General features: G+C 50.4%; 21 protein-coding genes and 1 pseudogene. 12 read left to right on the forward strand and 10 right to left on the reverse strand.

Annotated features, from left to right (window positions below; genetic code table 11):
- Positions 1 to 106: 106 nt before the first annotated feature.
- The gene (locus tag C9I92_RS08035; protein WP_047884780.1) at positions 107 to 766 is read right to left on the reverse strand and encodes an HD domain-containing protein; all 660 of its coding nucleotides are present in this window, start codon (positions 764 to 766) and stop codon (positions 107 to 109) included.
- Positions 767 to 895: 129 nt separating this feature from the next.
- On the opposite strand from C9I92_RS08035, the gene C9I92_RS08040 reads away from it, so the two are divergent.
- On the forward strand, positions 896 to 1396 hold the full coding sequence (locus C9I92_RS08040) for a hypothetical protein (RefSeq protein WP_107193830.1): 501 nt from the start codon (positions 896 to 898) through the stop codon (positions 1394 to 1396).
- A gap of 155 nt (positions 1397 to 1551) precedes the next feature.
- On the opposite strand, the gene C9I92_RS08045 is transcribed toward C9I92_RS08040, so the two are convergent.
- Positions 1552 to 1830 (reverse strand): hypothetical protein, encoded by a 279-nt coding sequence (locus tag C9I92_RS08045; RefSeq protein ID WP_047884779.1) that lies wholly within the window; start codon positions 1828 to 1830, stop codon positions 1552 to 1554.
- A gap of 407 nt (positions 1831 to 2237) precedes the next feature.
- Here C9I92_RS08045 and C9I92_RS08050 point away from each other — a divergent pair, with 407 nt between their 5' ends.
- From C9I92_RS08050 to astB, 5 genes are all read left to right on the forward strand, one after another.
- Positions 2238 to 2825 carry a DNA-3-methyladenine glycosylase I gene (locus C9I92_RS08050; RefSeq protein ID WP_047884778.1) on the forward strand — a complete coding sequence of 196 codons (588 nt, stop codon included), beginning with the start codon at positions 2238 to 2240 and terminating at the stop codon, positions 2823 to 2825.
- A 124-nt stretch (positions 2826 to 2949) separates the two neighbouring features.
- Entirely contained in the window at positions 2950 to 3873 is a 924-nt protein-coding gene (locus tag C9I92_RS08055; RefSeq protein ID WP_047884777.1) for a cation diffusion facilitator family transporter, read from the forward strand.
- Between the two features lie 316 nt (positions 3874 to 4189).
- Positions 4190 to 4576 carry a hypothetical protein gene (locus C9I92_RS08060; RefSeq protein ID WP_047884776.1) on the forward strand — a complete coding sequence of 129 codons (387 nt, stop codon included), beginning with the start codon at positions 4190 to 4192 and terminating at the stop codon, positions 4574 to 4576.
- A 114-nt stretch (positions 4577 to 4690) separates the two neighbouring features.
- Positions 4691 to 5023 (forward strand): SMR family transporter, encoded by a 333-nt coding sequence (locus C9I92_RS08065; RefSeq protein WP_373689507.1) that lies wholly within the window; start codon positions 4691 to 4693, stop codon positions 5021 to 5023.
- 498 nt (positions 5024 to 5521) lie between these two features.
- The gene (gene astB, locus C9I92_RS08070; protein WP_047884774.1) at positions 5522 to 6856 is read left to right on the forward strand and encodes an N-succinylarginine dihydrolase; all 1335 of its coding nucleotides are present in this window, start codon (positions 5522 to 5524) and stop codon (positions 6854 to 6856) included.
- A gap of 56 nt (positions 6857 to 6912) precedes the next feature.
- Here the strand turns inward: astB and C9I92_RS08075 are convergent, their stop codons facing one another.
- Complete coding sequence (locus C9I92_RS08075; RefSeq protein WP_047884773.1) at positions 6913 to 7881, reverse strand: LysR family transcriptional regulator; 969 nt, start codon at positions 7879 to 7881, stop codon at positions 6913 to 6915.
- Between the two features lie 255 nt (positions 7882 to 8136).
- Between C9I92_RS08075 and C9I92_RS08080 the strand changes: the two genes are divergently transcribed.
- From C9I92_RS08080 to C9I92_RS08100, 5 genes and pseudogenes are all read left to right on the forward strand, one after another.
- A complete protein-coding gene (locus tag C9I92_RS08080; RefSeq protein ID WP_047884888.1) occupies positions 8137 to 8871 on the forward strand; it encodes a beta-ketoacyl-ACP reductase in 735 nt (244 codons plus the stop codon).
- 448 nt (positions 8872 to 9319) lie between these two features.
- Positions 9320 to 11821, forward strand: a complete 2502-nt coding sequence (locus C9I92_RS08085) for a purple acid phosphatase family protein (RefSeq protein WP_053061782.1) — start codon at positions 9320 to 9322, stop codon at positions 11819 to 11821.
- 253 nt (positions 11822 to 12074) lie between these two features.
- Positions 12075 to 12904, forward strand: a pseudogene (locus C9I92_RS08090) (helix-turn-helix transcriptional regulator).
- A gap of 48 nt (positions 12905 to 12952) precedes the next feature.
- Positions 12953 to 13648, forward strand: a complete 696-nt coding sequence (locus tag C9I92_RS08095; RefSeq protein WP_047884772.1) for an AzlC family ABC transporter permease — start codon at positions 12953 to 12955, stop codon at positions 13646 to 13648.
- Positions 13645 to 13965, forward strand: a complete 321-nt coding sequence (locus C9I92_RS08100; protein ID WP_047884771.1) for an AzlD domain-containing protein — start codon at positions 13645 to 13647, stop codon at positions 13963 to 13965. Before C9I92_RS08095 ends, C9I92_RS08100 begins: the two co-directional genes overlap by 4 nt.
- A gap of 183 nt (positions 13966 to 14148) precedes the next feature.
- On the opposite strand, the gene C9I92_RS08105 is transcribed toward C9I92_RS08100, so the two are convergent.
- From C9I92_RS08105 to rbsD, 6 genes are all read right to left on the reverse strand, one after another.
- Positions 14149 to 15168, reverse strand: coding sequence for a substrate-binding domain-containing protein (locus C9I92_RS08105; protein ID WP_047884886.1), 1020 nt, complete (start codon positions 15166 to 15168; stop codon positions 14149 to 14151).
- A 61-nt stretch (positions 15169 to 15229) separates the two neighbouring features.
- Positions 15230 to 16150, reverse strand: coding sequence for a ribokinase (gene rbsK, locus C9I92_RS08110; RefSeq protein ID WP_047884770.1), 921 nt, complete (start codon positions 16148 to 16150; stop codon positions 15230 to 15232).
- A gap of 258 nt (positions 16151 to 16408) precedes the next feature.
- A complete protein-coding gene (gene rbsB, locus C9I92_RS08115; RefSeq protein WP_047884769.1) occupies positions 16409 to 17287 on the reverse strand; it encodes a ribose ABC transporter substrate-binding protein RbsB in 879 nt (292 codons plus the stop codon).
- Positions 17288 to 17353: 66 nt separating this feature from the next.
- Complete coding sequence (rbsC, locus tag C9I92_RS08120; protein WP_047884768.1) at positions 17354 to 18337, reverse strand: ribose ABC transporter permease; 984 nt, start codon at positions 18335 to 18337, stop codon at positions 17354 to 17356.
- Positions 18334 to 19839 carry a ribose ABC transporter ATP-binding protein RbsA gene (gene rbsA / locus C9I92_RS08125; protein ID WP_047884767.1) on the reverse strand — a complete coding sequence of 502 codons (1506 nt, stop codon included), beginning with the start codon at positions 19837 to 19839 and terminating at the stop codon, positions 18334 to 18336. Before rbsA ends, rbsC begins: the two co-directional genes overlap by 4 nt.
- 42 nt (positions 19840 to 19881) lie before the next feature.
- Positions 19882 to 20301 (reverse strand): D-ribose pyranase, encoded by a 420-nt coding sequence (gene rbsD / locus C9I92_RS08130; protein WP_047884766.1) that lies wholly within the window; start codon positions 20299 to 20301, stop codon positions 19882 to 19884.
- 346 nt (positions 20302 to 20647) lie between these two features.
- Here rbsD and C9I92_RS25265 point away from each other — a divergent pair, with 346 nt between their 5' ends.
- The gene (locus C9I92_RS25265; protein ID WP_146149677.1) at positions 20648 to 20893 is read left to right on the forward strand and encodes a hypothetical protein; all 246 of its coding nucleotides are present in this window, start codon (positions 20648 to 20650) and stop codon (positions 20891 to 20893) included.
- A 59-nt stretch (positions 20894 to 20952) separates the two neighbouring features.
- On the opposite strand, the gene C9I92_RS08135 is transcribed toward C9I92_RS25265, so the two are convergent.
- Positions 20953 to 21744 carry a TOBE domain-containing protein gene (locus C9I92_RS08135; protein ID WP_047884765.1) on the reverse strand — a complete coding sequence of 264 codons (792 nt, stop codon included), beginning with the start codon at positions 21742 to 21744 and terminating at the stop codon, positions 20953 to 20955.
- Between the last annotated feature and the right edge of the window lie 47 nt (positions 21745 to 21791).

Here is a 21791-nt window from a genome sequence, read left to right on the forward strand (position 1 = left end):
CAGAGTTATCGGTTGTCAGAAAGCCGTCTGCCTTATTGGCGTTTGGTATGTAAATGAGAGGCCCCGTCGGGGCCTTTTTTGATCGCTATATCTGCTGTTCACGGGATCAATCGGGATGGAAAGGCACATTGATTTCATGCCCGAGCTGGGCCAGAAAGCCCTTCATATACTCAGTGCGGAGTCGGGCTTCGCGCTTACCAGCCGTTGTGTTCATGGTTGCTTCGAGCCGAAATAGCTTGGTAAAGAAATGGTCGATGCAAAAGGCTTTGTCATCACGTGGCCGATGTTCGCCGAATGGGTCATCGGCTGAATACAAGGCGGCCTGAAACCCGACGCTGACCTGAATACATCTGGCGATACCAATCGCTCCTAGTGCATCAATCCTGTCGGCATCCTGCACGATTGCCGCTTCTAACGTCTGCACCGGAATTTGCGCACTGAAACTGTGCGCTTCAATCGCATGAGTAATGGCCGGGAAGTAGTGAGCAGGGTAGTGGATGCTTTGCAGAAACGCGATTGCAGCCTGAGCGGCCATGGCTGAGGCATGGTGACGTTCAGGGTGGTTTTTCGGCAGCGTGACGCAGTCATGTAGCCATGCAGCGGGTAGCACGACGGCGAGGTTCGCTTTTTCTTCATAACAAAACTGTTTTGCGGCTGCCACCACACGCTGTATGTGGGTGAGATCATGCGCCGGATCGGTTGCGGCCTGGCGTCGGATGAACTGTTCAAATTGCGGAGTGAAAGTATCAGGGGCAAATGATGTCATAAGGCTCTTTCGCTTGGTCTGAGAAATTTGCTGTGGCATGTGATGCCATAGAGGTCACTGAAAATTCAACAGGTTTCTATATGTTGTCTACTATTTAGAAAAGCCACACTCCATACTAAAGGCGTTACTATGAAAAAGATATGGGTAGCCGGGAGCCTGAGTGCTGCATTGGTACTTCTGTCCGGATGCGCCAATGAACCCTGGCCTAAATATGACTATGCGCTAGATGAATACAAACTGGTGCCGGATGATTACGAGTACGATGTCCCTTATAACAGCATTTACCATTATGGGTACAATCAGGGATGCGCCAGCGCCCTTCGTGCGCAGCAAACCGGCAACGGCATGGTGAAGGATGAAACGTTAGATGGTACCAACACCCGTTTTAATGCCGGGTGGGATGCCGGGAACCTGGCTTGTCGTAATGGCTTGCGGGTTATTATGCCAACGTCAAAAATTAATCCGGACAAAGAGTTCAGTTATGCCAAAAGGCTGAATTACGCAGGTCCGCCGCCTTATTCCGGAGCATCACGTTATAGCAGCGCCAGTTATGGTACGGGCGCTGAATATCAGCCAAGGGATATGTCGACGTACGGTGACAGCACTGGGGGCAGCTACCCGAAAATGTAGCACGTTTATGGTTCCATTTGCTGCCGGAAAGCAGGCATAAAAAAACAGACCAGCAATTGGTCTGTTTTGATGTCGAGAGACTGTTATCAGCAAGAATATATGAACCTAGCCGGGTATCATTATTAATCGTTCTTTGCTGTAAACCGAAAATCGACTCAGGCGGTTGGTCGGGTCAACGCATGTACTTGGCCATTACTGAATGACACGGGTACCACGGCATGTACTTCCGGCAAAAGCAGGTAAGCACTATCATCGCTGTTCATTTCGACAATGATCTGCAAATGTTTGTCCAGTGCCCGCTGTAAAGCCGGAGTACGAACTTTTTTGCCTTCTTTGCCAAACTGACTGTATTGACCTTTACTGGAGTAGACCCAAATGTTGAACGGGTCGGTTCCGTTTTCTAACTGCTCGATAAAATCGGCGATATGTCTCATAAAAGTCCTTTTATAAAATCAATAGCAATGTATTGATGAGCCCATTATGGAACGAAGGCTGTATTTTTCAATTTCAAATAAGCTGCTGACTTTGCTAACTGTGATTATGGTTATCTAAAAATGTAAATGTCTTGTATGTCAGTTACATTGTTTCGGTGTGGGTTCCAGTTTGAGAGTCCATCCGATAAGAATACTGTCGGATAAACCAGGCACTGTTTTGCTCGTGACATTCGTTCTTGTTTCCCGAATACTGTTTATTTACCCCTTACTGATCTCTTGAACTGTGCAATGAAACAGCGGCTGGGATAGGCTAGCTCTGAGGCTGCGGCTATCAGTCTTCAATTTTTTAATGGATCAATAGGTCGGGCGTTATTGCTCCGGCCTGGGCTGGACTGAAAGGAGGAAAAATGTCAGAAAAAACAGTATGTGCATGGGCAATGAAACAGCCACTCGAACGTGAATACCACGATGCAGAGTGGGGAAGGGTGAATAAATGTGATAAATATCTGTTTGAATTTCTGACACTGGAAGGCGCGCAGGCGGGTTTGAGCTGGTATACCGTCCTGAAACGCCGGGATGCATACCGTACTGCGTTTGAGCACTATGACTTGGACAAGCTTACCGCCTATGACGATGCCGACCTGGATGAGCGGGTAGAGCAAATTGTTGAGCAATTCGATGTGATTAAACATCGCGGTAAGATCCGCTCGGTTTTTCAGAATGCCCGTGCCGCCAAGGTACTGATTGGTGAATATGGCTCATTGGCTGAGGCACTCTGGCAATTTGTTGATCACCAGCCTGTCATTAATCACTGGCAAGCTATGTCTGAGGTGCCGGCCTCTACTGACACGTCCAAAGCGCTAAGCCGATTTCTGAAAAAACACGGTTTTACCTTTGTCGGTGAAACGATTTGCTACGCATTTATGCAAGCGGTGGGCATGGTGAATGATCATCTTGTTACTTGTTATTGTCACCGTGAGGTACAACAGCCGTAACGTGACTGTAAAATCTCTGTTTTTTACGCCAGCCCTTTGTATCTGCAAGGCATTTGTGCTGGCTGGTGCCGGGTAACGGGCGTATCATGCCAAGATAGATTTGTATGTTTCCGAGTGGAGAACAATGTCCGATACTCCAATTAAAATCATTCATCGTGCAACCTGGATTGGCTCGATTGCCAACGTCGGATTGGCGTTGCTGAAAATCACCGTGGGTAAGATGACCGGAAGCCAGGCACTGGTTGCTGACGGTGTCCACAGTTTTTCTGATCTGGTTACTGATACCGCGATTCTGATTGGTTCCCGTTATTGGACCGCACCGGCCGACAAAGGCCACCCGTATGGGCATGGCCGTTTTGAAACCCTCACCAATATTTTTATCGGTGTTCTCCTGGCCGCGGTCGGGATTGGTATTGGCTGGGATGCGGCGTCAGCACTTGGTCATACCGCGCCAACCATTCCTGGCATGATGGCATTTTGGGCAGCACTGGCATCGATTCTGGTGAAAGAAGCTCTGTATCGCTGGACTGTGGTACAAGCCAAGCGCATCAACAGTCGCTCATTGCATGCGAACGCTTGGCATCATCGGTCCGATGCACTCAGTTCGTTGCCGGTAGCGATCGCTGTGATTGTGAACTGGATGGTGCCGGGGCTGCATTATCTGGATCAGGTGGCCGCACTGATTGTTACCGCCATGATCATGAAAGCAGCGTTTGATATTCTCTGGCCGGCAATTCTGGAACTGACCGAAGCTGAAGCGGATACCGATGTTGAAAGCCAAATACAGAAGTACGCTTCAGAGGTGCCGGAAATCAAAGAAGTACATGCGATCCGCAGTCGCCGTACCGGCAGCACGATTTTGCTCGATTTCCACCTGCTGGTCGACCCGGATATGCGGGTCGAAGATGCCCACACTATTAGTGAAGAGTTCAAATCGCACCTTCTCAATGAAATGGCAGAAGTGGTGGATGTGATTATCCACATTGAGCCATTCACCTGTGCAGAGCGCATTGTGAACCCATGCTGCGACGATAAAAGCTGCGATTAAAACCGGCGAATAGCTGATCACCCTTCAAGTGACCATGAGAAGTGACTTCATGAAAGTGTAAAAAATTTGCACTTTATGTTGTCACTTTTTTGTTTCTGTCTCATTTTTAAGATAATACGTGACCGTTCTTATTAACTATCTTCTTAACAGGTGACATGCAATCGGCTTAATAGTCTCTGCCTGTTGTTGCGACCAATCAGGAGCGACAACAGGCAGGGATTGTGCTTGCCAAAGGCTGTTGTGAGACCAGGCCTGAGGCAGACAAAAGCCAGAGCAGACAGTGGGCGGCTGGTGCCGCATATCAATCGGGGGATGTATGCCGTTAGTCCGTATAAAATCGCTGCCTTTTGCCCAGGAAGTGGATATTCCAACCGTCTTGAGCCAGTTATCTCGTACCCTGGCGGAAGTCAGCGGGATCTCGCTACAGCATGTGATGGCAACCTGGGACTTCCTGACCCCGCATCACTATGCCCATAACGGCAAGGTTGTCGATTGCCAGCCAGCGAAAACGCATCCGATTCTGGTTCATTTGGTGGCTCCCAATTTCAACACGGAGAATGACATTGCCGATATGCTGGAATTGATTGCTGAAAGCCTGTCTGAACAGTTGCCAATTGATAAGAGTAATATTTTCATTAATTACTCACCGGCTTACAGCGATGGGGTGTTTGATGAAGGGCACGTTGTCGAGTGGGATATGTAATTGAATGGGATATGTAGCGGATTCTTCATGAATTTTTCATGATTCTCGATTACACTCCGCGGGTTTCGTTTTCTTCTCACAAGAGTGTAATTGATGCTGAAGTCTCTTGCGTCTATGCCCCCGATGCTGGCGTTATCCATAGCGATTATCTGCGAGGTAATTGCCACATCTATGTTGCCGAAAACCCAGCAATTTACCCAACCTTTACCAACCGTTGTCACCCTGGTGGGCTATGCCGCTGCGTTTTTCCTGCTGTCAGTAACAGTGAAATCGGTACCCATTGGCATTGCTTACGCCATCTGGTGTGGAGCCGGTATTGTCCTGGTCGCGATGATTAGCTGGTTATGGCATGGTCAGCAGCTGGATCTGGCGGCGGTGATAGGTATGTTGCTTATTTTGGCCGGTACGCTGGTGATTAACTTGTTCTCTGGCGCCGTGAGTCACTGAATCCCCGGTTTATTGTGCATGGTTTCACTTGTATTTTTTATCTGGCATAGGGTATCCGTAAAAACGGATGGCTGCTGATGAAAAATGAAAGATCAATGATGAAAGTACCCTGCAGGCGTTCGTAGCCGTACAAAAAAGCAACGTACCTAAGAGGTTCAAAATGCTTGAATCCTGATCCAGAGCACAAAAAAGACAAAAAGCCAGCCTTAAAAAAGCTGGCTTTTTGTGATCTTGAAACGCGTAAATATGTCGCGGCCTGTTCGCGATTGTTTGTAATCAGACAGGAAATTTTCCGGAATTGAGATAAAGATTAAAAGGTCTATCGTGCCGAAAAGGAACCAGTAGACGACATCGGGTTTGACCGGAGAGGTGCATAGTCATGCTCGATGCAGAGATTTCTATCTTAAATATCATGAATTTTAATGCGATGTGCTGAGGTTGTTGGAAATGTAATGGTTTTGTTATTGTGTCGATGTGGAAATTAAACATGGAATGTCTATGAAAGCACTTGAAGCAAATTTTGATGGGTTGGTTGGCCCAACTCATAACTACAGTGGTCTGTCGTTTGGTAACGTAGCCTCGGCAAAAAACCAGGCTAACCCATCGAATCCGAAAGAAGCGGCCAAACAAGGTTTGGCGAAGATGAAAGCGCTGTCGGATCTGGGAATGGTGCAAGGCGTACTCGCGCCGCAAGAGCGTCCGGATGTTTATACTCTGCGTCGCCTTGGCTTCACCGGCAGTGATCAGGATGTGATTACTGCGGCGGCCAAACAAGCGCCTAAAGTATTGGCGGCCTGCTGTTCGGCATCAAGCATGTGGACGGCAAATGCTGCAACCGTATCTCCTTCGGCAGATACCGCTGACGGTAAAGTTCACTTCACGCCAGCAAACCTGACAAACAAATTCCATCGCTCAATTGAGCATGAAGTGACTGGCCGTATTTTGAAAGCGACGTTTGCGGATGAAGGTCACTTTGTCCACCACCCAGCTCTGCCGGGTGTGGAGCACTTTGGTGATGAAGGCGCAGCAAACCATACTCGCTTTTGCCACGAATACGGCGAGCAAGGCGTTGAATTCTTTGTTTTTGGTCGTCACGCGTTCGACAGCCGTTTCCCGGCACCGCAGAAATTCCCGGCTCGTCACACCTTTGAAGCGTGTGAAGCCGTTGCGCGTCTGCACCAACTGCATGATGACAAAGTGGTAATTGCCCAGCAAAATCCATCGGTGATTGATGCCGGCGTTTTCCACAACGACGTTATCGCTGTGGGTAACAAGAATATTCTGTTCTGTCACGAGCAGGCGTTCCTGAATCAACAAGCAGTGTACGATGAACTTGGCCTGAAACTGGGCGGTGATTTCAAAGTGATTGAAGTGCCGACCAGCGCGGTTTCAGTTGATGATGCCGTTACCAGCTACCTGTTTAACTCGCAACTGCTGGCGATGCCTAACGGTGATAATGTTCTGGTTCTGCCGGAAGAATGCCTCAATAACCAGAATGTATGGGCATACATTGAGCAACTGCTGGCAGAAAAACGCGGCATTGACGCAGTGAAGGTCTTTGACCTGAAACAGAGCATGGCAAATGGCGGTGGCCCGGCGTGTCTGCGCCTGCGTGTTGTTCTGAACGAAGCGGAGCAGGCTGCCGTTAACCCGAATACTTTGATGAACGATACCTTGTTCGCAACCCTGAATGATTGGGTGGATCGCAATTACCGCGATCGCCTGGTTGAGGCGGATTTGGCTGATCCACAGCTGTTGGTTGAATCCCGCACGGCACTGGACGAACTGACCCGGATTCTTGGCCTGGGTGCAGTGTACCCGTTCCAGCGCTAGTTCCTTTCTTTGCTTCCTGTTATGCAGCCCCGACGGGTTTTCTGTCGGGGCTTTTTTCATTCTGCTCCGCTTGATTCAATAACGGCTTTAACGGTTTGCTGGCGGGACCATCCCTGTTGTTTCAGAGGCTGTATATCAGCCACCCGGCTGATCAGATAATCTTTGAAGTTTGCACAGCGAGCCGGCATGTATTTGCGTGGTTTGAAATAAAGATTAAGCTCAAACTGGCTACTGACATAGTTTTCCAGAATGGGGGTCAGGCGTTTGAGCTCCAGATCCCGCTTTATCAGGCTGTAGGGCAGGTAAGCAACGCCACCACCGGCAATGGCAATGTTTCGCAGGATTTCACTGTCATCCGCTTCGACCGTCTGGGGTATCTCGACGGAAGAGTATTCTCCGTTTTGCTCGAAGATCCAACGGTTCCCGCCCACCAGAGTTGTCGCATAGAGGCAGTGATGATGTTTCAGATCATCGGGAATGACAGGTTTGCCGAATTTTTCGATGTAGGCCGGGGCGCAGCAAGCCATCAGTGGCTCTTTCAGTAACGCCCGCTTGACCAGTAAACTGTCTTTATCCTGAAATCCGCGGTATGTGGCATTGGCTCGAATGGCGAAATCTACGTCATGCACGTGATCCACTTCAAACGCGGTTTCCAGTACGACGAAATTGAGTGACGGGTGCTGCTGAAGGTATTCACCGATGATTTGGCTGAGGTAATGCTTGGCAAACAGCGGCGTGCTGGCAATTTTGATTGTGCCGCGATCTTCGCTGCTCATGTTCTGAACTTCATTGAATACGTCATCAATTTCGGTATGTAGCAGACTGAACCTGTCATACAGACGCTGACCTGCCTGGGTGGGGGTAATTTTGCGTGTTGTCCGCTTTAGCAGACTGACCCCCATCCCTTCTTCCAGCTCGTTGAGCCAGCGACTGGCGGCCGATGCTGACATATTATTCAGCTTGGCGGCCTCACTGATCGAGCCCGTGCGCACCACATGTAGAAAAAAAACAACCTTGTCCAGCATGATCAATCCTGATTCGCCGCTTCCTTTGTCCTTTTATAGCAAACCTGAAAAAAGAGAACCACGAAAGAACGATGACAGTTGCATATATTCGCAAAGGAGAATTGCAGCAATGTTGGTAATCATTTTGCATGGCTCAACTACAATAGGGACATACAGTGAGTTGTGGTACCCGACGCAACTGTAGTCGCTATTGCAAATACCATTATGTATCTGTTTGGCGTTTTTCAGTTTGGTATTCAGAAAGGGGAAGAAATGATGCTAAATAACAAAGTCTGTATTGTCACCGGTGGGGCGCAGGGAATTGGTCGCTGCATTGTAGAAACATTTGCAAAACACGATGCATTACAGGTGTATGCTTGCGATATGAATGGGGCTGCAATGGCTTCGCTGGAAGCCAAGTATCCGAATGTTACTGTGGTGGAGTTGAATGTCTGCGACCGGGCGTCCATTCAGCAATTTGTTGAAAAGGTAAAAAGCGAACATGGCAGAATTGATGTACTGGTCAATAACGCCGGGGTAACGCGCGATAACCTGATTGAGAAAATGACCGAAGAAGAGTGGGATTTTGTCTGTGATGTGAACCTCAAAGGGGTGTTCAATATGACGCAGGCGGTTGCACCGGTCATGATGGAAAATGGCGCAGGTTCTATTGTTACTATGTCCTCGGTCGTGGGTACTGACGGCAATATTGGTCAAACCAACTACGCGGCGACTAAAGGCGGTGTGATTGCAATGACGAAAGGCTGGGCTAAAGAACTGTCACGTAAAGGGGCGCAGGTCAGGGCGAACTGCATTGCCCCAGGGTTCATCGAAACACCGATGACCGTTGATTTGCCGGAAAAAGTGCTGCACTACATGCGCAGCAAAACGCCTCTGGGGCGTATGGGCAAGCCGGAAGACATCGCTAATGCTGCGCTGTTTCTGGCAAGTGATAACTCGGCGTTCATTACCGGTCAGACGCTGAAAGTCGATGGTGGCCTGGTGATTTAATCGTATTCAATTCATACAGCGATTCTGTTGCATGTTTTGAGTCAGCAAAGCCGATCTCAGCAGGTACCATGTCAAAGGTCATCATTTATGATGGCCTTGCTTATTTTTGTATCATCGCAAATTCTTGCCTTGTCTTGTCTTGTCTTGTCTTGTCTTGTCTTGTCTTGTCTTGTCTTGTCTTGTCTTCTTCCTGAACGACTTCTGGGCTAGTCCATCTTATGGATGATCTGAATATCTCCTCCTGGTTTGGGGGCGGCCTTTTGCGTATTTGATTGCTGTTTTCTATTCTCGGCCCAGAAAGCCATGCCTCGTTGTCAATTTTCTGCTACCTAATTGTCATCCATTCTGTCATTTCCTGTCACATAGCGTCCCTAGTATGGCTTGCGAACCTTGCTGGACTAGTCCAGTAAAAAACGGTCAGTAAGCCTTAAAATAAAAGGATGTAAGAATGTCTACGAAAACAGAGCAGCCCGGCACGATTCTTTATCTCACTATGCCACCCGCAGTGTCTCCCTTCGCTTCCCCCTCGTTTGAAACACTGCCAATGAAAAAAGTCGTCGCTTTACTCATGTCAGCGTTGTTAGTGGCAGGCTGTAACGACAATGATCATGTCGATAACGGTGGTAAAGAAGGCAATACCGATTCAGGCAGTGGTGAAGTGATTGAGCCACCGGCGGTGGTGATACCTGCGCCCGAGTCGGATACCGCTGTCACCTTTACGATCCATCCGTATTTGCAACAACCGTCTGCTGATCATATGGCGGTGTTGTTTGAATCAGAGGAGAGTAAGCTGACCGTCTGGGCACGGCCTGCCGGTAGTCAGGGGGAATTCCAGCTTGCTGAACCTGTTGCCGTGGACCAGACCACACTTTACAGCGCGTCTCTGACCGGGCTGAAGGCAGATACGTTGTATGAGTACTATGTGGTTGCAGGTGAGGGCGGGATTACCGCGGTCTCTCCCCGTTATGCGTTCAAAACGTACCCCGAAGCGGGGCGGACACCGGAAGCGTTTAATGTAATCGCTATCAGCGATACACAAAATAACAATACGCTGGGGGCATTGAGCGATCTGGTCAGCAAAGGGATTGTCGCCCATGTTTGTGCCAACGAGGCTGAGCAGTGTGCATCGAATATTGCCGCGATCACTATCTCTGGTGACATTGTTAATAACGGTGAAAGCTTGTTGCAATGGCGTCGGGATTTCTTCGACCAGCTTAAAGCGATTACGCCGTATGTCCCTTTGGTTGCTGTGCCGGGCAACCACGATTATTACGGCAACCCTGAGCTGTCGAATTACCGCCATTTTTTCCAGCAGCCTGAAAACGGCTCGATGGGATATGAAGAGCAGTGGTATTTCCTGGATTACGGCAACTTGCGGATGATTGGCCTAGATAGCTACCCAATCTCAAAAAATCACGGCAAATTCCAGGCGGAGATTCTTGGGATTCAGCGCCAGTGGTTGCGTGAACAATTGGCGGCCACGGAAACAGATAACAACGTAGACTATGTCGTTAGCATGTTCCACCATCCGTGTTTGTCGGAATTGTGGCTGTCCGGGGAAAGTATTGGTAGCTGTGAAATGGTGGCGGAGATGGAAGATTTCACCCGTCGCAGCGGTAAGATGTCAGGCCACTTCTTCGGTCACACGCATGCGTACTCCCGTGGCCAGTCAATGGATACCAACCACCTGTGGCTGAATGCGGCCACCGCAGCGGGATACAGAGAAAAAATCAACGATGATAACTATTACAACAAAGATACCCGAGATTATGACACCTTTGCCATCAGCCAGAGCGAATTTGGTTTTAACCTGCTGACATTCAATCAGCAACAGGAACCGTCTATTTCACTGACCCGTTACAGTGCGGAAGTGGCGTCGAAAGGAGAGGGACTGGCTAGCCTAAAAGAGACATTCACAGTGTCAGATACGCTGACCATGAAACGTGCCTCGGTGGATGCACCGCAAGTGCTGGAAGGGAACGGTAACGTTGCTTTCAATAATATGAAGTTGGCGATTACTCACCCGCAAAGTGATGGTGTGTATGAAGTGCAGTGGCAGTTGAGCAAAGATCCAAGTTTCGAACAGGATGTGTTTGATATCTGGGGGAATAAGACTCGTCGTCACAACATCTGGCCAATGCAGGATGGCACCATTCAGGGGATGCCAGTGGATACTCAGGCGGGCGTTGATCTGACCCGAATCGACCTGGCCGACTTTTCCGGCAAGGTGATGATGGGGGGGGATGAATCGTATAAATGGCAGAAGCGGGCTTCTGAGTATTCCCATGATTCTTACCGTGATCCGTTCAACGGCAGCTCTGCGCCAGTACTAACACTATTCCCGGGCGAAACCTGGTATTGGCGAGCCCGAGTTCGAGATGAACACCTAAGCTGGTCTGAGTGGAGTGACAAGGCAACGCTGGCCATTGCCGCTGGTTCGACATCATCGCTGAACATGGAAAATGCCGGAGCCGAACTGAATGCCCTGACAGGCTGGTCGGTTGATATGGGATACTGGCGAGTAGCATCAGATATGGACGATATTCTTGCTAGTGAAGGCACCTACTATTTCAGTGCCCGCCCGAATAACAACGCCGCCGGCGGTGATCCTTACGATGAAATGAGCCAGATCATCGATGTCAGCGGTTTCAATGATGCCATTTCCCAGTCGGCAGCTTTTGTCCGACTAACCTTCAGCAGCAATGGCTGGGGCGACGGGGATCATGCGGTTGTTACCCTGCAGCCGCAAGACAGTCAGGGAGCAACTGTCGGAGAGCCTATCGTGGTGAAAACCCTCAGCCGCAAGCAGCAATGGCTCGATAATGAAGCGGTCGGGTTGCTGCCGACAGGCACTGACAACCTAAAGCTAACGGTGCGTGCGGTAAAATTGTCGGGGAACATGGCTGATGTGCACCTGGATAACTTCCGTGTGTCATTGACCACACCATAACCTTGGTGATTAATCACGCTTTTTTGCGCGCAATATGGCCTCAAGTGATTCATATGTATATTGAGCGTTTTATTGACGGCTAGCGTCGCTTATCAGGCCCCCGGTAATTGCCGGGGGCTTTTTGCTGATGACAGTATGCAGATTTCTGTTACTCTCAGAATCTCCCAGATTATTGAATGTGCAATTTTGTACAAAACAAATCGTCATGATTGCGATATGTTGATGACCAGGGAAAATCATCAGAGAGTGCCATATGCAGCCACGAAAAATTCAGGTCAATTATTCAGATGTGGCTGAACTGGAAGGGCTTGAGTTTCTCAATGCGCGCTACATCGAGCAGACATTTTCCAAGCATTCCCACGAAGGTTACACCGTCGGCGTTATCGAACACGGTGCGCAGGGGTTTTACCGAACTGGGGGGAACATACCGCGCCACAGAACACCATTATTTTGGTTAATGCCGATGAAATTCACAGTGGCTATTCGGCCACTGAGGGCGGCTGGGCTTATCGCGCAATGTATCCGCTGCCGGAGCATTTTGTTCAGCTGAGCCGGGATTTAGGGATGCCAGAATATGGCGCACCTTATTTTCCTGAACCTGTCGTGAAAGACGATGTTCTGGCAGCCCATCTCAAGCAGGTGTTTGACGTTCTGGAGGTTTCAGACAACCCCTTACAACGGGAAACGCTGGTGTACTCTGCCCTGAGCAGTCTGATGCTGCGTCACGGTCAATCCCGGTTGTATGCCGCACCTGCCAAGGCTTCTGAACAGGCGTTGTCACAGGTCAAATCCTTTCTCGATGAGTATGCAACCTGGAATGTGACGTTGGCAGAGCTGGCACAATTAGCAGGCATGAGCCCTTTTGGCTTAGTGAGAGCGTTCAGCAAAGCCTTTGGTTTGCCGCCTCATGCGTATCAGATCCAGGTGCGGTTGAAACGCGCAAGAACCATGCTCAAGCATGGCTTGCCGTTGGCGGATGTCGCCGTCGAATCCGGCTTTCATGATCAGAGCCATCTTCATCGCCACTTTAAAAAGGCGATGGGGATAACCCCCGGACAGTATGTAAAAGCGAGCCGTCATTAAAAATTATAAAAGTAAGGAGTTTGTGTGGAAAAAGACGGAATATTAACGATGGAAGTAGGATCGAACCGCTTACAACAAGCAGCGCAGGGCGCATTGGCTATTTCCCCATTGAGTATTGCGGTGGTGCCCTGGGGGATCCTCGCCGGATCTTTTGCTGTGGATGTCGGGCTAAATCCGCTGGAAGGGCAGGCCATGTCTGCCATCTTGTTTGCGGGGGCGGCACAGTTGGTGGCCATGGGGATGATTAAAACCGGTGCGAGTCTGTTCAGTATGCTGGTGGCCATTTTCTTTGTGACGTCGCGCCATTTCTTATATGGGCTGGCGATGCGGGATCGGATCAGTCCGCTGAATGTTCGTTGGCGGGTGGTGCTGGGGTTTCTGCTGACCGATGAGCTATTTGCCGTGTGTGCCAATCAGGATAAAGCGCGGTTTGACCCCTGGTACGCGCTGGGGGCGGGACTGAGTTTTTATTTGATCTGGAACGCGGCCACGTTTGCCGGCATTGTCGCCGGAACCAACATTCCGTCGCTGAATGAATACGGTCTGGAGTTTGCCATCGCATCGACTTTCATCGCCATTGTGATTCCGACGCTGAAGAATGTGCCCATGTTGTGCGCGGCGCTGGTGGCATTGATTCTGTCTGTGATGATGAGCTATTTCGGCATTGAAAGCGGGTTGGTGATTGCCAGCTTGGGAGGAATGCTGACGGGGTATCTGCTGGAAACACGGAGGGTACAGCCATGATTTTTCTGACGATAATTGCGCTAACGGCCGTGGTGTTTCTCAGTCGGTATCTGTTTCTCGAGCCGTCATTACCGCTGAAAATGGGGGCAAATGCCCAGCGGTTTCTGAGTTATGCCAGCCCTGCGGTGCTGACCGCGATCTGGGGGCCGATTGTCTTTATGCCTAAAGGAGAGCTGGTACTAAGCGACAACGCTCCGTATCTGCTGGCTGCCACGTTTGCCATTTTGTTGGCATGGAAAACAAAGAACGTGCTGGCGACGGTATTGACCAGCATGGGGATCTTTCTGGTATTAAAGCTGTGGCTGTTTGCGTCTTGAAATGCGGCGTCTGAGTCGGGGCGAATCACGGAAAAACAGTTGATCCTCGCAAAACCGTTTTTTACGTAAATCAAGGCTGCGAATCCTCGCAGCCTTTTAGTGTGCTCATTGGGTGTGTGCTCAGGTCAAATGATCATGTTGAGCGGTAGCCTGTGCGGGATGGTTGAACAACCGCCACGCTGATCAAATGGTATCCGTAGGGTTGAGGTTGAGCACGCTGTCGCGGACAACAAGGGTCGGCTCCAGCTGGATAACGGTATTGGTCGCACGTTTACTGTGGATCTTATCCAGCAGCGTATCCACGGCTTGTTGCCCCAGCCGATGTTTAGGCTGGTGAATGGTGGTCAGTGACGGCGTGATGTACTTCGCCAGCTTTATGTCATCGTAGCCGACGATAGATAAATCCTCCGGCACCTTGATGCCTTTTTTATTGGCCGTGTTAATCACGCCCATTGCCATCATGTCATTACAGACAAACAGAGCGGTCGGTAATTCGCCCCGCTCAAAGACCTCATTAAAAGCCAGCTCACCACCTTCGCATTCAAAGTTGCCGGAGGCGATCCACTGCTTATTGATTTCCAGCCCGGCTTCTTCCATGGCCTGAATAAATCCGGACAGACGTTGTTGTGCCGGAAGTTTATCCAGCGGGCCGGTCAGGCAGCCGATTCGGGTATGGCCCTGTTCGATCAGGTGGCGGGTCGCCAGATACCCACCATGATGGGAGTTGTCCTGAATTTTGTCGCTCGGAAAATCAACTGGCCCCCAGTCCATTACAACGGTCGGCACCGGCTGATGGCGGGAAAACGGATCAAACACACTGCCTTCCATTTCGCTGCACATCAGCAGCAGGCCATCGACACGCTTTTGCAGCAGGGTATCGAGATTGTCATGCATTCGATCCAGATCTCCTTCGGTGTTACAAAGGATCAGGTTATATCCCTGTTGGTAACAGCGACGTTCAACGCCCTTGACCACTTCACCGAAAAACGGGTTGGTTGAGGTTGTCAGCAACATCCCGAAGGTACGGGTATGGTTGACCTTAAGGCTGCGCGCCAGCGCTGAAGGCGCATAGTTGAGCTCTTCAACCGCCGCCATCACACGTACCGAAATGTCTTCACTGACAAAGCGGGTTTTATTGAGAACGTGGCTGACGGTGGAGGTTGAGACTCCGGCGTATTTTGCTACATCTTTTATGGTCGCCATGGTTTCCCCTGTGTGCTGACTCCCTGAACCGTGCCCGTCAGGCACGGTGACATCCTTGCTGTTACTGGTGTTCCATCAGAAAACGCTCAACTTCGCGACGATGCGGAATTGAGGTCTGCGCGCCGAAACGGGTGACTGAAATAGCCGCGGCCGCATGGGCGAAGCGGATGGCTTCTTCCATCTCACGCCCTTCCTGCAGTGCCGTCAGCAGTGCGCCATTGAAGGTATCACCGGCGGCGGTGGTGTCTTTGGCATCCACCCGAAAGCCCGGTACCTGGCGGCCTTTGCCGTTGTCACTCAGCCAGACGCCTTGGCTGCCAAGCGTGATCATTACCTGTTTGATCCCTTTGGCATGCAACGCATCGGCAGCTTGCTGAGCGGTGGTGACGTTGTCTACCTTAACTCCGGTCAACAACTCTGCTTCCGTTTCGTTAGGCGTAATCATATCAAGGTGTTGCAGTAAGTCATCAGAAAGTGGTTGCGCCGGAGCCGGGTTGAGCACTACGCGTGTGCCTGCCTGCTTGGCAATCTTGGCGGCCGCTTCGATGGTTTCCATCGGCGTTTCCAGCTGCATCAGCAGGGTATCTGCCTGCTCAATCAGATGATGATGGGGAGCCAGACGCTCTGGTGTCAGGCAACCGTTGGCTTCCGCTGAGATACAGATGCTGTTCTCGCCGGTGGCGGCGACTTGAATCATGGCAATGCCGGTTGGCATATTATCTTCAATCATCACTGCTTCGGTATTCATCCCATCGCGGGCGAACGTGTCGCGCATCTGGTGGCCAAAGCTGTCGTCGCCGACACAGGCAATAAACGCAATATCCGCACCCAGACGGGCTGCCGCGACGGCCTGGTTTGCCCCTTTTCCTCCCGGAATCACACAGTAGCTGTGGCCATGCAGTGTTTCGCCCGGACGAGGGAAAGATGCAACCTGAAGAACATGGTCGGCGTTCACACTGCCTAATACGACAAGTTTATTCATTGTGGAACCTTTTGAAATTTAACGGCCAAAATGTATGGCTTAACATCTGCTTGAAGAAGCTGCTAAGCAATGCAGACTGGACAAACGGGCGTTGATACTGAGGGCTTTCAGAGGTTGTCAGCGTTCCGGTGTATCTTCGCAAAAAGTGAGGAGCCTGATATCTGGGGAACTGACTCGTGTTTCTCCCCTGACGAGGGTGCCAGGGGGAAACACGGGTTATCAGGCTCCGGTTTTTTACTTGGTTGATGACTGAATTTATTACTCAGCAATCACTTTCAGTGGTACCGGAATATTCGCTTCCACTTTTTCGCCTTTCAGCATCTTATCTGCAGTTTCCACACCCAGCGCGCCAATCAGATCAGGCTGCTGAGCGATAGTCGCACCCAGTTTGCCGCGTTTTACGGCAGCGATACCGTCATCAGTACCGTCAAAGCCAACGATCAGCACTTGTTTACCTGAAGCCTGTACCGCACGCAGGGCACCCAGAGCCATTTCGTCGTTCTGCGCAAAGACGGCTTGAACATTCGGGTTCGCTGCCAGCATGTTTTCCATCACGTTCAGACCTTTGGTACGGTCGAAGTCAGCAGGCTGACTGGCCAGCAGTTCCATGCCGCTGTTATCTACTGCGTTCATGAAGCCTTGGCCGCGCTCACGGGCTGCTGATGTCCCGGCGATACCTTCCAGCTGGATAACGCGAGCTTTCTCGCCCACTTTTTCCATGATGTATTTACCGGCCATTTCACCACCGGCAACGTTATCAGACGCGATATGGCTGACAACATCACCACGGCTTGCACCACGGTCCAGCGTCAGTACCGGGATGTTAGCACGGTTAGCCATACGGATAGCATTTGACACGGCATCAGAGTCAGTCGGGTTGATCAGGATGGCTTTCACGCCACGCACTGTCAGATCTTCCACGTTCGACAACTCTTTGCTTGGATCGTTTTGTGAATCAAGAACAATCAGGTTATAGCCCAGTTCCTGCGCTTTCGCTTCAGCACCTTCTTTCATGGTTACAAAGAACGGGTTGTTCAGGGTGGAGACGACCATCGCCAACGTATCCTGTGCGGCAGCGGTTGTGCTGAATGAAGCAGACATCACTGCGGCAGAGATCAGGGTTGCTAACTTTTTCATTCTGTATTCCTTTCTACATTTGTCGGGTGTTGGCGGGCAGGGTGATGCCCGCGCTCAGAGGTTTGTTTACTTATTTTTGTTATCTACAAGGACTGCCAGCAGGATAACCACCGCTTTAGCAATCATTTGGTAGTAGGACGATACGTCCAGCAGGTTCAGGGCATTGTTCAGGAAGCCGATAATCAGTGCACCAATTAGGGTACCCATGATGCGACCTTTACCCCCGGCCAGGCTTGTACCACCCAGAACGACAGCGGCAATCGCATCCAGTTCATAGCCCATGCCCGCTGTTGGCTGTGCCGATGACAGGCGTGAGGTGACGATGATGCCTGCCAGCGCGGCCAACAGACCACAGATGGCATACACCCCGATTTTCACGCGGTCAACGTTGATACCAGATAGACGGGTCGCCGATTCGTTACCGCCCAGCGCGTAAATATAGCGACCGAAGCGAGTATGATTCAGTAGATACCAGGCCGCGGCAAACACGATAGCCATCAGCCAGATAGGAACCGGAATACCCAGAGCATAACCAGTACCGAACCAGGCAAAGCTGTCCGCCACATCAGTAAAGCCGGTTGAGATAGGTCGACCATCGGTGTAGACCATAGTGACACCGCGTAGCAGGGTCATGGTAACCAGCGTGGCAATGAAAGCCTGAACTTTACCTTTGGCGATAATCATACCGCTGATGGCACCCAGCGCCGCACCTGCCAGCAGGGCAGTCGGCACGGCCACCAGAACCGGGACTTCCATCGCAATCAGGCTGGCGGCGAATGCACCGCAGAGGGCCAGTACCGAACCGACGCTCAGATCAATCCCGGCGGTCAGAATGACAAGCGTCATCCCCACAGCAATAATGGCGTTGACGGAAGTCTGGCGCAGAATGTTCAGAATATTGTCGACGGTAAAAAAGTTCGGGTTCAGGAATGACACGACAACAATCAGAAAGATCAGAGCGATCAGCGATTTTTGTTCGATTAGCCACTCTTTGCTAAACAGCTTTGCGCTGCCGGAATCTTGTTGTTTGGTCATAGCGTTGCTGCTCATGCTGCTACCTCATTAATGTATTTACCTACCGCGCAGGCCAAGAGTTTTTCCTGATCGGCGTCTTTGGCCTGAAACTCGCCGCTGATTTTCCCTTCATGCATGACCAGAATGCGGTCACTCATACCAAGTACTTCCGGCATTTCGGAAGAGACCAGAATGATGCTCATGCCTTCCTGCTTGAACTGGTTTATCAGCTGGTAGATTTCTTTCTTTGCCCCGACATCCACGCCACGGGTTGGCTCATCCAGAATCAGCACTTTCGGCTTAGTCATCAGGCCTTTGGCAATCGCCACTTTCTGCTGGTTACCACCGGAGAGATTGCCGATGATCTGGTCGCGGCTCGGGGTTTTAATATTAAACAGACGGATAAAGTCTTCGACAGCGGTGACTTCTTCCTGATGATCCAGTTGTACGCCTTTGGACAGTTGTTCAAGCGAACAGATGGACATGTTTTCTTTCACTGACAGCCCCAGAATCAGGCCATCACCTTTACGGTCTTCAGAAATGTAGGCAATCCCATTTGCCAGTCCATCCTGCGGACTGACAGGATTAATTACCTTGCCATCCAGTATCACGTCACCGGATTCACGGTGCAGCGCGCCGTAAATGACTTTCATCAGTTCGGTTCGACCGGCGCCCATCAGGCCTGAAATACCAAGGATCTCGCCGCGATCCAGCTTGAAACTGACGTCGTTGACGCCGCCGCCGGTCAGGTTTTTCACTTCCAGGCAGGTTGTACCGTGTCGGACATCTACGCGTGGGTACTGTTCATCCAGACGACGGCCAACCATCATTTCGATCATGGTGTCTTCATCGATGTCAGCCACTGCACGTTGGCCAATGAACTTACCGTCACGCAGTACGGTGATGTCATCACAGATTTCGAAGATTTCTTTCAGGCGGTGCGAGATATACACGATCCCGGTGCCTTCCGCGCGCAGCTCATTGATCACCTTGAACAGGGATTCCGTTTCTGTATCCGTCAGGGCGTCAGTAGGTTCATCCATGATGATGACCTGAGATTTAAACGAAAGGGCCTTGGCAATTTCGACCATCTGTTGTTCACCCAGGCTCAGTTCGCCCAACAGCTTGCGGGAGCTGTGTCTGACATTCAGGCGCTGGAGCAGCGCATCGGCCTCGCGGTACATTTCTGACCACTTAATGCCGCCAAAAGCATTGGTTTTTTCGCGTCCCAGAAAGATGTTTTCTGCAATTGTCAGCTCCGGAATCAGGTTCAGTTCCTGATGGATTATGCTGATCCCTGCTTCCTGAGAATGGCGAGGGCCCTGAAAGGCAACGGCTTTTCCCTGATAACGGATTTCACCGGCATCGAGCGTGTAAATACCGGTAAGCACTTTCATCAGGGTGGATTTCCCCGCACCGTTTTCGCCCATCAGGGCCATCACTTTGCCTGGGTAGACATTGAGACTGGCCTTATCCAGCGCTTTAACGCCGGGAAACGCTTTCTCAATGTCTTTAAGTTCTAGTATTGGCTGATTCATCGTTGCGCCTGCTTTGTCGACTTGCCTTACACTACCTGAGGGTTAAAACACCACACCGGCCTGGAAAATCACGTTCGCGTAAGGCGTGCACTCACCGGTCCGGATCACCGCTTTGCTGTTTTGGGTGCGCACTTTAAACGCTTCGTGCGAAACATAAGTCAGCTGAATGGTTTTACCCGACTGTTGTTCTTCGGCACGAATGAGCGTTAGCAGTTCATCGTGGTGTTCAGGGCTGACTTGCTTAAATTCTTCAGCCATGACCACCCCTTCAATTTGCATTTCGCCCAGTAACGCTTTTACCGTTTGGATGAAAGTCGGTACGCCTGGAATCAAAGCCAGATCGATGCGTTGCGAAGCGTCTGGAATCGGAAGACCGGCATCACAGACGGTCACTTCATCAGTATGGCCGAGGGTTGCCACCAGATAGGACAGTTCAGCGTTGATTAGTGCGCTTTTTTTCATGCTTGAACCTTGAGTACTTATGCTTTAAGAGCGTTTTCTTGGGAAACCAGGAAATATACCGCCTGGTTGAAATCTGTACATCGAAACGTTTACGCAAACGTTTCGATGGCTGTAAATGTAGAGCGAAACGTTTCGATGCGCACTCGTCAAACCTGTATTTTGTGACTTAGCTCAGATGAAATATGCTTTCAATGAATGAAATGTGACCGGGTCGATACTCTTATCAATAATGCAAGCCTTTTTTATGTAAAGCTGTGCAAAGAGCAGCGATTAGCTTTGAAATCAGGGTGTAAAACAGCGTATTATTCGCCCCCTGTGAACAATAGTTGTTGTAGCGGGAAGCGTTGTGACGGTTTCACTTCTAAATCTTCAGCCTGTTATATTGAGCATCATCCCTGTCTTAGTGATGATGTTAATGTTTGCTTTAAACAGAAAAAAACTCTGGTTAGTAAGGCTGGCACTGGCAGGTATGGTGTTGATGGTCGTTTTTTTAATGCTGTTTCAGTATCTTGACTATAAGCATTTTGAAAACTGCCTGCTGAAGGGGGAGGGTTATAACCCTTTTCACAATATCTGTATTCAGTTTAACTGAGTCCTTCAGCCTGCATCGGTAAAAATCGGGATGACCGTCGTCGCTATGCTGGTAGCCTGTCAGGTTAGGGTTGCAACAATGACCTGAGCCGGAGAGAAGCTTGCATAAGCGGTCATACCGGTTTTGATTGTCGCCGGTGCTTTCGCCTCGTGATCCATCAAGGCATACACTGCATCATTGTCACTGATTTTTATCACTACCTCCGTTGCATCTTCATCGGTGCTTACCGACTCAACGACTCCCTTGAGCTGATTGATAAAGCCCTTTTCCGATGGTAGAGGCTGTGTTGTCACACTCACAGCTGGACCTTTTATCAACGCGACCACATCTTTGCCGATATCCAGTTTGAGCCGTCGTGTGCTGCCACGAGTGATACTGGCCGTCAGTGTTTGTTGGTCGTCGAGAGAAATGGTAACGAGATCATGCAGGGAATGGGGCTGAATATCGGTAATCGTACCAAACAACTGGTTGCGAGCACTGGTTTGCAGCGACATTCTGCTCATGATACCGAGCAGGCTGTGCAGCGGGACATTCTCATCGTTGAGGGCTTGCAACCCCATTGTCTGGATTGTTTCCAGCAGTTCGTACATTTGCACCATGCGCAGCCCGTGTCGGGTCAGTGACGCGCCGCCCCCTCCTTTACCGCCTTTTTCACTGTCAATCAGCGGTGCTTCCGCGCGGCTGTTCATGTCTTTGACGGCATCATGGGCGGCTTTGTAGCTGATTCCGGCCAGCTTTGCTCCCTGACTGATCGAGCCGGTTTGCTGAATGGCTTTCAACAAGGCAATACGCTTGGGATTGGCGAAGAGCTTTCCGTTTTGGGAAAGGGTCAGCTGTGCTTCAACATCCATTCTAAGAATCCTATGAAAACAGGCGGTTAAGCCAGTCTTGGACAAGA

Origin of the sequence: Photobacterium ganghwense, from assembly GCF_003025595.1 — a bacterium.
GTDB classification, from domain to species: domain Bacteria; phylum Pseudomonadota; class Gammaproteobacteria; order Enterobacterales; family Vibrionaceae; genus Photobacterium; species Photobacterium ganghwense.

Coding starts and splice junctions, on each gene's coding strand:
- C9I92_RS08035 (WP_047884780.1), bottom strand. CDS start 766: ATGACATCATTTGCCCCTGATACTTTCACTCCGCAATTTGAACAGTTC.
- C9I92_RS08040 (WP_107193830.1), top strand. CDS start 896: ATGAAAAAGATATGGGTAGCCGGGAGCCTGAGTGCTGCATTGGTACTT.
- C9I92_RS08045 (WP_047884779.1), bottom strand. CDS start 1,830: ATGAGACATATCGCCGATTTTATCGAGCAGTTAGAAAACGGAACCGAC.
- C9I92_RS08050 (WP_047884778.1), top strand. CDS start 2,238: ATGTCAGAAAAAACAGTATGTGCATGGGCAATGAAACAGCCACTCGAA.
- C9I92_RS08055 (WP_047884777.1), top strand. CDS start 2,950: ATGTCCGATACTCCAATTAAAATCATTCATCGTGCAACCTGGATTGGC.
- C9I92_RS08060 (WP_047884776.1), top strand. CDS start 4,190: ATGCCGTTAGTCCGTATAAAATCGCTGCCTTTTGCCCAGGAAGTGGAT.
- C9I92_RS08065 (WP_373689507.1), top strand. CDS start 4,691: ATGCCCCCGATGCTGGCGTTATCCATAGCGATTATCTGCGAGGTAATT.
- astB (WP_047884774.1), top strand. CDS start 5,522: ATGAAAGCACTTGAAGCAAATTTTGATGGGTTGGTTGGCCCAACTCAT.
- C9I92_RS08075 (WP_047884773.1), bottom strand. CDS start 7,881: ATGCTGGACAAGGTTGTTTTTTTTCTACATGTGGTGCGCACGGGCTCG.
- C9I92_RS08080 (WP_047884888.1), top strand. CDS start 8,137: ATGCTAAATAACAAAGTCTGTATTGTCACCGGTGGGGCGCAGGGAATT.
- C9I92_RS08085 (WP_053061782.1), top strand. CDS start 9,320: ATGTCTACGAAAACAGAGCAGCCCGGCACGATTCTTTATCTCACTATG.
- C9I92_RS08095 (WP_047884772.1), top strand. CDS start 12,953: ATGGAAGTAGGATCGAACCGCTTACAACAAGCAGCGCAGGGCGCATTG.
- C9I92_RS08100 (WP_047884771.1), top strand. CDS start 13,645: ATGATTTTTCTGACGATAATTGCGCTAACGGCCGTGGTGTTTCTCAGT.
- C9I92_RS08105 (WP_047884886.1), bottom strand. CDS start 15,168: ATGGCGACCATAAAAGATGTAGCAAAATACGCCGGAGTCTCAACCTCC.
- rbsK (WP_047884770.1), bottom strand. CDS start 16,150: ATGAATAAACTTGTCGTATTAGGCAGTGTGAACGCCGACCATGTTCTT.
- rbsB (WP_047884769.1), bottom strand. CDS start 17,287: ATGAAAAAGTTAGCAACCCTGATCTCTGCCGCAGTGATGTCTGCTTCA.
- rbsC (WP_047884768.1), bottom strand. CDS start 18,337: ATGAGCAGCAACGCTATGACCAAACAACAAGATTCCGGCAGCGCAAAG.
- rbsA (WP_047884767.1), bottom strand. CDS start 19,839: ATGAATCAGCCAATACTAGAACTTAAAGACATTGAGAAAGCGTTTCCC.
- rbsD (WP_047884766.1), bottom strand. CDS start 20,301: ATGAAAAAAAGCGCACTAATCAACGCTGAACTGTCCTATCTGGTGGCA.
- C9I92_RS08135 (WP_047884765.1), bottom strand. CDS start 21,744: ATGGATGTTGAAGCACAGCTGACCCTTTCCCAAAACGGAAAGCTCTTC.